At 55.3% G+C, this 12,050-nt stretch carries 10 protein-coding genes, 1 other RNA gene and 1 pseudogene; 5 read left to right on the forward strand and 7 right to left on the reverse strand.

Annotated elements, in window-relative coordinates; translation table 11 throughout:
* Window positions 1-163 precede the first annotated feature (163 nt).
* Together GH657_RS04895 and GH657_RS04900 are read right to left on the reverse strand one after the other, a co-directional pair.
* Window positions 164-604, reverse strand: coding sequence for a GtrA family protein (locus tag GH657_RS04895; RefSeq protein WP_153099677.1), 441 nt, complete (start codon window positions 602-604; stop codon window positions 164-166).
* 67 nt (window positions 605-671) lie between these two features.
* Window positions 672-1,661 carry a glycosyltransferase family 2 protein gene (locus tag GH657_RS04900; RefSeq protein ID WP_153099678.1) on the reverse strand — a complete coding sequence of 330 codons (990 nt, stop codon included), beginning with the start codon at window positions 1,659-1,661 and terminating at the stop codon, window positions 672-674.
* A gap of 463 nt (window positions 1,662-2,124) precedes the next feature.
* Between GH657_RS04900 and GH657_RS04905 the strand changes: the two genes are divergently transcribed.
* The 4 genes from GH657_RS04905 to argE all read left to right on the forward strand — a co-directional run bounded on the left by GH657_RS04905 (window position 2,125) and on the right by argE (window position 5,830).
* Window positions 2,125-3,489 (forward strand): flavin-containing monooxygenase, encoded by a 1,365-nt coding sequence (locus tag GH657_RS04905; protein WP_153099679.1) that lies wholly within the window; start codon window positions 2,125-2,127, stop codon window positions 3,487-3,489.
* Window positions 3,489-3,920: a RidA family protein gene (locus tag GH657_RS04910; protein WP_153099680.1), complete on the forward strand. Its 432-nt coding sequence runs from the start codon at window positions 3,489-3,491 to the stop codon at window positions 3,918-3,920. The genes GH657_RS04905 and GH657_RS04910 overlap by 1 nt, the downstream gene beginning before the upstream one ends.
* A gap of 70 nt (window positions 3,921-3,990) precedes the next feature.
* Window positions 3,991-4,668, forward strand: a complete 678-nt coding sequence (locus GH657_RS04915) for a DUF1028 domain-containing protein (RefSeq protein ID WP_153099681.1) — start codon at window positions 3,991-3,993, stop codon at window positions 4,666-4,668.
* On the forward strand, window positions 4,661-5,830 hold the full coding sequence (argE, locus tag GH657_RS04920) for an acetylornithine deacetylase (RefSeq protein ID WP_153099682.1): 1,170 nt from the start codon (window positions 4,661-4,663) through the stop codon (window positions 5,828-5,830). Before GH657_RS04915 ends, argE begins: the two co-directional genes overlap by 8 nt.
* A gap of 56 nt (window positions 5,831-5,886) precedes the next feature.
* Here argE and GH657_RS04925 read toward each other — a convergent pair whose 3' ends face one another.
* The gene (locus tag GH657_RS04925) at window positions 5,887-6,810 is read right to left on the reverse strand and encodes a LysR substrate-binding domain-containing protein (RefSeq protein ID WP_153099683.1); all 924 of its coding nucleotides are present in this window, start codon (window positions 6,808-6,810) and stop codon (window positions 5,887-5,889) included.
* A gap of 763 nt (window positions 6,811-7,573) precedes the next feature.
* Here GH657_RS04925 and GH657_RS04930 point away from each other — a divergent pair.
* Window positions 7,574-8,988: pseudogene (locus tag GH657_RS04930) on the forward strand (purine-cytosine permease family protein).
* Window positions 8,989-9,079: 91 nt separating this feature from the next.
* Here GH657_RS04930 and ssrA read toward each other — a convergent pair.
* From ssrA to ompA, 4 genes are all read right to left on the reverse strand, one after another.
* Window positions 9,080-9,466: a transfer-messenger RNA gene (gene ssrA / locus GH657_RS04935) on the reverse strand.
* Between the two features lie 98 nt (window positions 9,467-9,564).
* Window positions 9,565-10,293, reverse strand: a complete 729-nt coding sequence (gene gph / locus GH657_RS04940; RefSeq protein WP_153099684.1) for a phosphoglycolate phosphatase — start codon at window positions 10,291-10,293, stop codon at window positions 9,565-9,567.
* A gap of 30 nt (window positions 10,294-10,323) precedes the next feature.
* Window positions 10,324-11,022, reverse strand: coding sequence for a bifunctional 2-polyprenyl-6-hydroxyphenol methylase/3-demethylubiquinol 3-O-methyltransferase UbiG (ubiG, locus tag GH657_RS04945; RefSeq protein WP_153101644.1), 699 nt, complete (start codon window positions 11,020-11,022; stop codon window positions 10,324-10,326).
* 172 nt (window positions 11,023-11,194) lie between these two features.
* Window positions 11,195-11,833: an outer membrane protein OmpA gene (ompA, locus tag GH657_RS04950; RefSeq protein ID WP_153099685.1), complete on the reverse strand. Its 639-nt coding sequence runs from the start codon at window positions 11,831-11,833 to the stop codon at window positions 11,195-11,197.
* Between the last annotated feature and the right edge of the window lie 217 nt (window positions 11,834-12,050).

Raw genomic sequence — 12,050 nt, forward strand, 5'->3', positions numbered from 1 at the left:
CAATAAAAGCATAGTTTCTGGTCTTCATAAACACTTAAATGAGAAGGAATCTTGCCGACCAGACTTTACCGGGTAAGGCATGGGTATACGAATTCGTGATTCGACGGATGGCTGGCGTTTAGCGGCTGCAGCCGTTGCAATGAATGGGGCATGGAGCGCTTTCTCATAAACGGTTTTGCCCACGGCTTGTTCCGGTTGCCGCAACCCTGGGCGAGGCTGCATTTGAGGCTGCCTCTGGGTTCAAAAACACGAAGTGTTTGCTCAACCAGTACGTATAAAATACGCAAATGATGTCCGCCGTGAACTTGGCCACCACCGCGATGGGAATCAGCCATAACATGATGCTCAGTATCAGGGCCGAGAAAGGAATATTCAGTGCGAGCAGGGAGAAATAGCGGATCGCCTGCCGCGCTGTTCCACCACCCTTGGCTACGCCGAAAGTGAAATAACGGTGAGCGAAAAAGGCGAACAGCCCGGCCAGTACTTTGGCGATCGCATTGGCTATGAGCGGGCCTACTCCGAAATAGTTAAAGAACAGCAAGAACCCACCCATGTCCAGGGCGTAGGTGATTCCCCCGACCATCAGATAACGCGTGAACTGCATCAGACTTGTTTCCAGGCGATAACGAGGTGACGCAGGGCCCGCCTGCGCTTGAAACTGGCAAACCCATTCATGCAGATGTTCCTGTTTTGGGGACGCGAGGCTTGCGGGCTTTTCGATGAAGAGGGTGAACCGGCACCGAGGCAATATCCTGCCCAAGGAAGCCCAGCAAAAACTGTATGCCGACAAGAATAGGTAACGCCGACATCATTACCGTACCGGATGGTGTGGGAATATCCTTGTGCGCGGAATATATCCAGTGATAGCCACCGTAAGCAAAGCCGAAACCGAGTAGCGCAATGCTGACCGGCAATTCGATAGAAGCCAGCGACATATCGCGGAGGTAGTAGTTGTAAAAAATTCGCTTGAAAAAATTGCGCATATGTTTAGCAAAAAACTCGCCGGCAATCCGGGATATTTTAAGATTGCTAACCTCGTTGCCGTATTTTGCTTCCATCGGGACATCGATGACCACGGCACGCAAGGTATTCAGCCTGAAAAGCATGTCGGTTTCGAAGAAATAACGCTGGCTGATTTTATGGAAAGGAAGGTGGCGCGCGACATCGGCGTGGATGGCCGTATAGCCATTGGTTGGATCGAAGAGGTTCCAGTAGCCCGACGACACCTTGCACATGAATGACAGCACCGCATTGCCGAACAGACGCATTTTAGGCATTGCGCTAATTTTTTCCAGATCGAAGAAACGATTGCCTTTGGCGTAATCAGCCTCGCCAGCCATAATGGGCGCGACAAAATCCAGAATCAGGTCTGGGTCCATTTGCCCATCGCCATCAATCTTGACGAATATATCCATGCCATCGTTAATTGCAGCTTGATAGCCGGTCATTACTGCACCGCCAACTCCCCGATTTTCCGTATGCCGGATGATGACGACGCGTTCGTCTTTACAGTTGGCGGTTACGAAATCACCTGAATTTTCAGGGCAGCAATCATCAATAACGTAAATCCGGAAAATCTCGGGGCCGAATGAATTTAATACATCCAGGATATGTTCCCGTACCTTGTAACTTGGAATGACGACTGCGATTTTCAACTTCATATTCGTGAATTAATTTTGTTCTGCAGCGTTTAATATTCACGATAGCTTGAAAATAAAAAACGCCACGCTCAGGAACACTGCGGGAACACGGCAGTTATTAGCTCAAGGCAAAGCTGGAAGTTTAATCGAGAGATGAGGGCGACGTCATTCTTTTTCAGAATCTTGCCGCTTGCTGTGCAGGCCGCTGTAGGGCAAAGGGGCTGAATCGGTTCGTGGAAGTGTCCATGGCCCGGCAGAACTTGATCGGAGCTTTTTCCTAGCTAGCGACCATAAAAAAAATAATTTCGCTCATCCCCTCGGCTAAAGAGAATCCTGTCTACGCAAAGCCGTAAGGCTGCGGTATTGCAAAACTCATTAAAACCGCTATCGGATCGAAAAATTCAAGATCCAACCGGTTGCGATGGCCAGAGATCTCCCGGGACACATACCGGATTGCCGAATGCCTACTAGAGGGAAAACCGTCATGACAGTTGCAGGGACTTCAATCGATACACTCGTTGTTGGCGCCGGTCAGGCCGGCATCGCGGTGAGCGAGCACCTGGGCAAACTGGGTGTGCCGCACCTGGTCCTTGAGCGTGACCGGATCGCAGAGCGCTGGCGTACAAGCCGCTGGGATTCGCTGGTGGCCAATGGTCCGGCATGGCATGACCGCTTCCCTGGCCTTGAGTTCGATGATCTGGACCCTGATGCATTTGCTTCCAAAGATCGCGTGGCGGCCTACTTCGAGGTGTATGCCAAAAAGTTCAATGTGCCCGTTCGCACGGGCGTTGAAGTGCGCAGTGTCGTACGTAACGCTCATCGGCCGGGCTTCACCGTGGAAACCTCCGATGGCGTTATCGAGGCGCAACGGGTCGTTGTCGCTACGGGTCCGTTTCAGCGCCCGCTGATTCCGCCAATTGCACCGGTTACACCGGTTACATCGAACAAAGACAAGCTATTCCAGATGCACTCGGCAGATTATCGCCACCCCGCGCAACTACCCGCTGGCGGCGTGCTGGTGGTGGGCGCAGGGTCGTCGGGGGTGCAGATCGCCGATGAGCTGCGACGCGCGGGCAGGAACGTATTTCTCTCTGTCGGGCCTCATGATCGTCCGCCGCGAGCTTATCGCAAGCGTGATTTTTGCTGGTGGCTTGGTGTCCTGGGTGAATGGGATGCGGAAACCATGCGTCCTGGCAAGGAGCACGTCACCATCGCGGTAAGCGGCGCGCATGGGGGCGAGACGGTAGATTTCCGTCGTCTCGCGCACGAAGGAATAACACTGGTTGGCTTGACGAAGTCTTTTAACGATGCAGGCGTGGTGACGTTCGAATCCGACCTGGCGGCCAATATCAAGGCGGGTGACGAAAACTATCTTTCCTTGCTGGATGCAGCCGACGCATACATTGAGCGAAACGGCCTTGACCTCCCTGAAGAACCGGCCGCCCGTGATTTCCTGCCAGACCCGGATTGCGTGAAAAATCCGCTTCATCACCTCGACCTCACTGAGGCAGGCATTACATCGATTATCTGGGCTACGGGTTTTTCGCTCGATTACCAGTGGCTCAAGGTCAATGCTTTCGACGGCAAGGGGCGGCCCTGTCACCAGCGTGGGGTCTCGTCCGAACCGGGAATCTATTTCCTGGGTTTGCCCTGGCTGTCGCGCCGCGGTTCGTCATTCATCTGGGGCGTCTGGCACGACGCCAAACATGTGGCGGGACATATTGCTACGCAGCGCTCATATCTTTCTTATCAGGATGCCTTGGAACGCAGGGGAAAGACCCATCGCGCCGTCGAGGAATCCGTCAGCGTTAGCGAGACTAACGAAATCAGCGAAACTGGAGTGAACTGATGCCTACCCATACCCGTATTCGGATGTTCAACACCAAGGATACCTATCCGAACCAGATACTGGATAACGACCTGTGCCAGGCCGTACGCGCTGGCAATACCGTTTACGTGCGCGGTCAGGTCGGCACGGATTTCGATGGCAAGCTCGTTGGTCTGGGTGATCCGGGAGCTCAAGCCGAACAGGCTATGAAGAACGTCAAGCAACTGTTGGAAGAGTCGGGTAGTGACCTGTCGCACATCGTCAAGACGACGACGTACATCATTGATCCGCGGTATCGGGAGCCGGTGTATCGGGAAGTGGGCAAGTGGCTCAAGGGCGTTTATCCCATTTCTACCGGGCTCGTTGTTTCGGCACTGGGACAGCCGCAATGGTTAATGGAAATCGATGTCATCGCAGTCATTCCGGACAACTGGAAGGCTCAGCAAATCTGATGTCCAGGATTAAAACCAGAATCCGGGCCGAAGCGTTCGCGCTTTGTGCCCCGTACCTGACGGAGGTCATGTGACGTTTTCTATTGTCGGGCGCTGTCCTGAAAGTGGGCAGCTCGGTATCGCAATTAGCTCTTCGAGCATTGCCGTTGGCGCGCGCTGTCCTTGGGTACGCTCGGGTGTAGGTGCTGTGGCGACGCAAAATGTCACGTTGCCCGCGCTGGGCCCGGAAATCCTTGATTTGCTCGAGTTTGGCCAGTTAACGCCGGAGGCCGCATTGGGCCGTGCGTTGGGCGCTAATGGATGGAGCCAGTATCGGCAAGTTACGGTCATTGATAGCCGCGGCCAAACCGCGTGCTTTAGTGGGAAAGAAGCGCTTGGCATTCACCATGCCGTGACAGGAAAGCAATGCGTGGCCGCTGGAAACCTGCTTGCAGACAGGCAAGTCATCGAAGCCATGGTGCCTGCTTTTGAAAACGCGCGAGGACACCTGGCAGATCGCCTGCTCGCGGCCATGCATGCAGCAATGGCCGCAGGCGGGGAAGCGGGTCCGGTTCATTCGGCGGCGCTGAAGATAGTCGGTGACCTGAGGTGGCCTATCGTGAACTTGCGTGTCGACTGGAGCGACGACGACCCTATTGGCAAAGTCGATGCGCTATGGCGTGCGTATCAGCCGCAGATGCACGATTACATCGCCCGAGCCTTGAATCCTGCAGCAGCACCCAGCTATGGCGTTCCAGGCAATGAATGAACTTTCCAGCCGCGACCTGCTCGAGCGGCTCATTGCGTTTCCGACCGTCAGCCGTGATTCGAACTTGCAGTTAATTGCTTTTATCCAGCAATACTTGTCCGACCACGGCGTTAAAAGTGAGCTCTTCTACAACCCTGAGCGAACAAAGGCCAACCTCTTTGCGACCATCGGCCCGGAAGACCGCGGTGGCGTGGCCCTCTCAGGTCATACCGACGTGGTTCCGACAGAGGGGCAAGCCTGGACCGTGGATCCGTTCCAGCTGACGCATCGGGACGGCCGCCTGTATGGGCGGGGGACGGCCGATATGAAAGGTTTCATTGCCTCAGTACTGGCCGCTGTGCCCCTGTTTTACCGACAGCGTTTGCAGCTCCCCGTGCATTTTGCCTTTTCTTACGATGAGGAGGTGGGGTGTCTCGGTGTGCGATCAATGCTGGCCGAACTTGATAGCCGCGAACTCAAGCCGCGTCTTTGCCTGATTGGCGAGCCGACGGGGTTGAAGCCCGTCCTTGGGCACAAGGGCAAGCTGGCCATGCGGTGCCAGGTGAAGGGCCATGCGTGCCACTCCGCTTATGCACCCTACGGTGTTAATGCGATTCAGTATGCAGCACGTCTTGTTGGCCACCTGGAAGAGATAGGTGAGCGACTCGCCGGGCCGGCTCATCACGATGAACGTTTCGACCCGCCGTTCTCGACGGTACAAACCGGGATGATCAAGGGCGGACGGGCACTGAACATCGTGCCCGCCGAGTGCGAATTCGACTTCGAGGTACGGGCGCTACCCGGTTTCAATTCGCAGCAAGTGGCTGATGACCTGCGACAGTTCGCGGAGAAAGAGCTGCTGCCTAAAATGCAGGCGGCAAAGCCAGATACAGGTATCAGCCTGAAAGAACTGAATTCGTATCCGGGTCTCGCCACATCTGCGGATAGTCAGGCTGCGCGACTGTTGTCGATTCTCACCGGTTCGAGCGATTTCGGCACGGTGGCCTTTGGTACGGAGGGCGGGTTGTTTACGCAGGCAGGTATTCCGGCTGTCATCTGCGGGCCAGCGAGCATGGACCAGGGGCACAAGCCCGATGAGTTTATTGAGATCGAACAGCTGGAAGGTTGCGATGCGATGCTGGAGCGGCTCGTTGAGTACCTTTGCAATCCCATCAACCTGTAAGCCTTGGGGCGGTGACCGTTCTGGCGGTTGCTGCGGCCCGCGATTGTCGGGCGGGGTCATGGGTTGGGCTGGAGGGGCATGGCGGCCAACCGCTCTCGACAAAACTCCAGAAAGATCTGAGCTGGCCTGGTTAGTTGGCCCCGTCGGGATCGGGCGCTGACGAGCCCTGATGGGGCGACGGTTTCAGCGATGTCGATGATCACCACTTTCTTGCCGTCATAAGCGCATTCCGAGTGCGGGCGCGTGACCAGCAACGAGAACCCAAAGCCTTGCCCGACCATGCCGCGAACCATCTCGATGGAGGGGGAGCCGAAAACGATATTGGGTTTCAATCCCAGTTCGTGAAAGAGACTCACGAAATAGGTTCGGCTAGGTTGCACGTCAAGCAAAATCATGGGTTCAGGACACAAGTCGTGCAACGATACCTGCTTCTGGCTGGCGAAGCGATGGCCCTCTGGCAGCAGGACATAAGGCTTTTGCGGAGGCATCAGAGGTTCGGTTTCTATCGTCCCGTCGAGTTCATGATCGTAAAGAAAGGCCAGATCGAAGGTGCCGGTGGTGAGCCCCTGTACGAGTTCCTGTTGTTCGCCGTCGTGCATCCGGATACCCACACCGGGGTAGCGTGTTCGAAAGCCCGCGATGAGTTGGGGCAGATAGAGTGGCGCCATAGTTTCGAAGCAGCCGATGTCAACATGGCCGGTCACGATATCGTTGTCGGCAAGGGCATTCTGTTCGAACTCGTGAGACATGCGAAGGAGTTCCTGCGCTTTAAGGTAAAAGCGTGTTCCTGATGGCGTCAGAGACACGCCCTGGGCATGATGGCGGATGAAGAGCTGCATATTGAAGCTCTCTTCCAAGCCCTTGATAGCGACCGAAATGGATGGCTGGGCGATGTAGAGGCGACGCGATGCCTCGGCCACGCTCCCAGCTTCCACTGTTGTTACAAAATACTTTAGTTGTCTCAATGTATAAGTTGCCACCGTAAACCTCGGTTGTTTTATCAAGCCATGTCGACCTGGCGTGAAATAAAACTGTTTAAACCCTACGTACAATACCGCGCGAAAAAAAGCAGGAGAAGCCTGCCGAACGGATACATGCAAAGACGGAGCCTGGATGCCAGCGCGACTCGCTTGATCTGGCAAGTCGCGCGGGTGCTGTTTGCCGCTAGCGAGCAGATAGAGCGGATTAGGGTGTGGTAGTCGGTGTTTACCCAGCGATGTACTGACGGTATGAGCGCTAGTGCTCTGCTAACCCTTATGGAAAAGGGTGCTCGACGAAGAAATAAAAAAGCTGTTTAGAAGCACATAAAACCCTATTTTCTAAAAATAAGGTGCTTCGCTAAATTAAGGTCGTGACGTCGAGCTTGAGCGTGCTTGCCTGTGCGCTTGCCTGTTGCCTGATAAACCCATGTCTCATTTTTCTTGAACGTGTAGACGCGCTCAGGAAGCGCTATTCAGGAATACATCAGACACTAAACAGGCACGAAACAGGCACGAAACAGGCACTACGTTCACGATTGCAACCATAGCCGTAACCACAAACGTATCAAACTCAATGGGCTGGGCTCTGTGATGTACAGAACCCAGTTCTCGTGGCTTTAGCTGGAAATTGTTCCACTTTGCGGGACTGGTTCAAAGAGACTCAATCAACATCGTTTCGATGTATGTGCCGAGTTTTGGTTTCAGGGCAAAAGATTTCAAAAAAATTATAGGTGCGATAGCGTGAAATATAGGAGACAGCATCGTGAGTACAGTTGATAGCAGCACGTCGCCATTTATCGAGAAGCATACGATTGGATACGTCCCCCCCGAGGAGCGGCATGGAAAGGTTAGAGACCTTTTCACACTCTGGTTCGGCGGAAATATCGCACCCCTGCCTATCGTAACGGGTGCGCTTGGCGTGCAAATGTTTCATCTGAACCTGTTTTGGGGAATCGTCGCAATCGTCGTGGGTCAGGCAGTCGGGGGATATTAATGGCGCTTCACTCCGCGCAGGGCCCGCAACTGGGTATCCCGCAGATGGTGCAGAGCCGCGCGCAGTTTGGTTCGTGGGGCGCATTGCTGGTGACCGTCATCGCCGCAGTGATGTACGTTGGATTCTTCGCATCCAATATTGTGCTCGCAGGCAAGTCGGTGCACGGCATCGCGTCATCGGTATCGGTTCCAGCCGGTATTGTGATTGGCGCGGTTGGCTCGGGTTTAATCGGCATCATTGGTTACCGCTTCATCCACATTCTCAACCGCATCGGCACCTGGGTGCTCGGAATCGGCATCGCGGTTGGTTTCTGGTACATCCTCACGCACATCGGAACGGCTGACTTCCTGACCCGCGGGGGGTTCAATTTCGCAGGCTGGCTGGCGACGGTGTCACTGTCCGCGCTCTGGCAGATTGCTTTCGCACCTTACGTTTCGGATTACTCACGCTACCTGCCGGAGAACGTTGGCGTTGCCTCGACATTCTGGGCTACCTATCTTGGCTGTGTGCTCGGTTCGACGTTGGCGTTCATCTTCGGTGCCGTTGCTGTTCTGGCAGTTCCGCCGGGAATCGATACGATGGACGCGGTGAAGCAGGCTACCGGGCCGCTGGGTTCTCTCATGCTCGTGCTTTTCCTGCTGAGCGTCATTAGTCACAACGCCCTTAACCTGTACGGAGCTGTCCTCGCTGTGATTACCTCGGTACAAACCTTCGCATGGCGCTGGATTCCGACGGCGAAGGCACGGGCAGTGGTGTCGATTGTCATTTTTACGGCGTGCTGTTACGCGGCGATTGGCGCGTCCACAAACTTTATTGGGAACCTGGTGGACCTTGTGCTGGCCTTGCTCGTTGTTCTTGTTCCCTGGACTGCGATCAACCTGATTGACTTCTACGTGATTCATAAAGGGAAGTACGACATCCCGTCTATTTTCCAGGCGGACGGTGGCATCTATGGGCGCTTTAACCCGCAGGCGTTGGCGGCATACGCGGTTGGCATACTGGTGCAAATACCTTTCATGAACACACCGATGTATACGGGGCCGATTCCGCGATACCTCGATGGGGCGGACCTCTCGTGGTTGATCGGGCTCCTTGTTACTTCTCCGCTATACCTCTGGCTGGCGACCCGGGATACGGCCTATCGGCGCCGGCAGAACGAACCACGCGTGGCTCACATCGCGTAGGTCTGAGCCAGGGCTTTGACAGGCCCCATGACCAAGCCCAAAAACAAAAACCCCGCAAGTTCAAAACTTTGAACTTGCGGGGTTTGAATCGTGGTGGAGCCGGCGGGAATCGAACCCGCGTCCGTAAGCACTCTACAACCAGTTCTACATACTTAGTCCAGTCAATTTAATTTAACCGTACCGACGTGGACGAACACACTTCGTTACGGCGAGTCACTAAGTTTTCGGCCCCGGCGTCATGACACTACCGGAGATTATCTGACGTAAATGACCTCGCTAGCCTTGCGGCCCAGGCCCATCAGCGAGCCTGTGCGAGGAAAGCCGGTTTTTAGGCGGCTTGTGCGGAGAAAGAACTGTCGTTAGACGCGTTCTTGACTTCGATTTTTGCATTTACAAATTTCCCATTGATTTACGAGGTGACGGGTCCTCGGTATGCCCTGAATTGCTTCGCTACCCACGTCGAAACCAGGTCGGCCCCAATGGGACGTCGATTATCCCATAGAACCCGAGTTGAGGCTAATGCGATGGATTTCAAGTTGGCAGGGGAGGCGCGAGCGCTTGCAAGCGGTGCTTGCATCATCCTGCCTGGGTGATCTCGCGCAGTAACACCTGCAATTCAGAGGGTGACTGAACCAGATACTGGGCTTGCCAATCTGCTGGTTTCAGGCTGTTGCCGCAATAACCGTAGGCTGCGGCGATCGTCGCCATGCCCGCCGCACGGCCTGCTTGAATATCACGCAAATCGTCGCCGACATACAGCATGTCTTGCGCCGCGATGCCTAGCGCGGTGGCGGCATGAAGCAATGGGGCCGGATGGGGCTTTGAGTGTGCAGTGGTGTCTCCGCTGACAACGCATCGAGCGTGTGTATCCAGCCCGAGCAACGCGACCAGCGGGCTGGTCAGCCGCGCGACCTTGTTGGTGACGATGCCCCAGCGAATGCCGCGTGCGTTCAGGTCGTCCAGCAGGGCAGCGATACCCGGGAAAAGTACACTTTTTACACAGATATCTGTTGCGTAATTGGCGAGGAATTCGTCTCGCATCGCGGCGAATTCGGCGTATTCCGGCGTGATACCAAATGCGGCGCCAATCAGGCCCCGCGCCCCGGTTGAAGCCAGTGGGCGCAACACATCGAAGGGCACAGGCGCGAGCCCCCGTTGTTCGCGCATTGTGTTCACGGCAGCGGCAAGATCGGGGGCGGTGTCGGCCAGCGTACCATCGAGGTCGAACAAAACGGCCTTGTAAGCACGTTCTGGCCGCGAGATATCGTTGCTCTGTGCCGCGGGCGAGGAAGTAACAGGGTTCATGAGATGGTGAAAATGCAGGGCGGTAACGTATCAGCCGTCGCGTCGGCAGGCCAGCATGTAATTGACGCTGGTATTGTTCGACAGACCAAAATGTTTGCTGATGGGATGGTACGTAATGCCTTTGAGGTCCGCTGTGTTGAGCTCCGCCAGGCGAACGAAACGGGCCAGCTCGGAGGGACGAATGAAGCGCGCGTAATCGTGCGTGCCTTTGGGCAACATACCCACGATGTATTCGGCGCCAATCACGGCGAACAGGTACGACTTAAGATTGCGGTTAAGCGTCGAGAAAAAGACCCAGCCGCCAGGTTTGACCAAAGCTTTACAAGCCGCAACGATGGCAGCGGGTTCCGGTACGTGTTCGAGCATCTCCATGCAGGTCACCACGTCATAGGAACCTGGTTCGCGGTTTGCCAGGGCCTCTGCGGCAATTTCTTCGTACTCAACGTTGACCCCGCTCTCCAGGCTGTGGAGGTCGGCAACGCCCAGCGCCTGGCTGGAGAGGTCAATACCTTTTACTTGCGCGCCACGCCCGGCCATGGATTCCGAGAGAATGCCGCCGCCGCATCCGATATCCAGTACGCGTTTGCCGGCCAAACGCGCATGTGAGTCGATCCAGTTGAGCCGGACGGGATTGAGTTCGTGTAACGGCTTGAATTCTGCATTCGGGTCCCACCAGCGATGGGCGAGATCGCTAAATTTTTGAAGTTCGTGGGGATCAGCGTTGGTCATGGCGGATAGGCCATTGAAAATGGCGTAAGTCGAAGGAGGGAACCTCGAAGTATATAGGCGATACAAACCACGAAAACACGGGAACACGGAAAAGCGCGCGACCGATCGCCACGCGCATAAAAAAAGCCCCGCCGAAGCGGGGCTTTGCGATGCTGCAAAGCGACGGAGCTTGTTACTTTGAAGTTCCGACAACTTCGACTTCCACGCGACGATCCGGTGCGAGGCAGGCGATGAGTTGCTTGTGGTTCTTCTGGTGGCAGCCAGTCGTAACAGGATTGCGCTTGCCTTTGCCTTCCGTGTAGATACGGTTGGCTTCGATGCCCTTGCTGACCAGGTAGGCCTTCACAGCTTGAGCACGACGCAGCGACAGGCGGTCGTTGTACTTGTCCGAACCGATACGGTCGGTGTAGCCCGTTGCAACCACGACTTCCAGGTTCAGACCCTGGATCTTGGAAGCGAGATCGCTCAGCTTTTCTTTGCCCGCAGGCTTCAGGATAGACTTGTCGAAATCGAACAGCGCATCAGCCTGATACGTGATCTTCTGGCTGGTAATAACCGGAGCAGGCGGTGCCGGCGGGGTCGGAGCCTGGGCTACCAGGGCGCCATCGCACTTTGCGTTTGCCGTTGCCGGTGTCCAGAAGGCATCACGCCAGCAAAGCTCGTTCGTGCCGTTCATCCACACGTATTCGCCGGTGCCGTTCACCCAGTTGTCGTTTATAGCTTGTCGCGAAGCCGGCACCGACTGTGCCGAAGCGGATGCAGCCATTACTGCGGTAGCTGCAATGAACGCGAGCTTTGAAAGTTTATTCATATTTCTCCTCTCGAAATTGAGATTACCGCAGATTTACTGCGAGCTTGTTGACAAAGACAAGTCATACATTGCTCGGAGTATAACATCGGAGCGGAAACAAAAGACGCGCTGTGTAGACTTCGAGCCCTGTCTAACTTTGTGCGTTGGCATTCTGCCATATCGTTCCCTTCCGACGAAAAAAAATTCGTCCCCCTCTCTAGCCCCGCTGCAATTGTGG

The organism is Paraburkholderia hayleyella, assembly GCF_009455685.1.
Classification (GTDB): domain Bacteria; phylum Pseudomonadota; class Gammaproteobacteria; order Burkholderiales; family Burkholderiaceae; genus Paraburkholderia; species Paraburkholderia hayleyella.

What these genes read in the sequence shown, in the direction of transcription:
- GH657_RS04895 (WP_153099677.1), bottom strand. Translation starts at nt 604, where the DNA reads ATGCAGTTCACGCGTTATCTGATGGTCGGGGGAATCACCTACGCCCTG.
- GH657_RS04900 (WP_153099678.1), bottom strand. Translation starts at nt 1,661, where the DNA reads ATGAAGTTGAAAATCGCAGTCGTCATTCCAAGTTACAAGGTACGGGAA.
- GH657_RS04905 (WP_153099679.1), top strand. Translation starts at nt 2,125, where the DNA reads ATGACAGTTGCAGGGACTTCAATCGATACACTCGTTGTTGGCGCCGGT.
- GH657_RS04910 (WP_153099680.1), top strand. Translation starts at nt 3,489, where the DNA reads ATGCCTACCCATACCCGTATTCGGATGTTCAACACCAAGGATACCTAT.
- argE (WP_153099682.1), top strand. Translation starts at nt 4,661, where the DNA reads ATGAATGAACTTTCCAGCCGCGACCTGCTCGAGCGGCTCATTGCGTTT.
- gph (WP_153099684.1), bottom strand. Translation starts at nt 10,293, where the DNA reads ATGAACCCTGTTACTTCCTCGCCCGCGGCACAGAGCAACGATATCTCG.
- ubiG (WP_153101644.1), bottom strand. Translation starts at nt 11,022, where the DNA reads ATGACCAACGCTGATCCCCACGAACTTCAAAAATTTAGCGATCTCGCC.
- ompA (WP_153099685.1), bottom strand. Translation starts at nt 11,833, where the DNA reads ATGAATAAACTTTCAAAGCTCGCGTTCATTGCAGCTACCGCAGTAATG.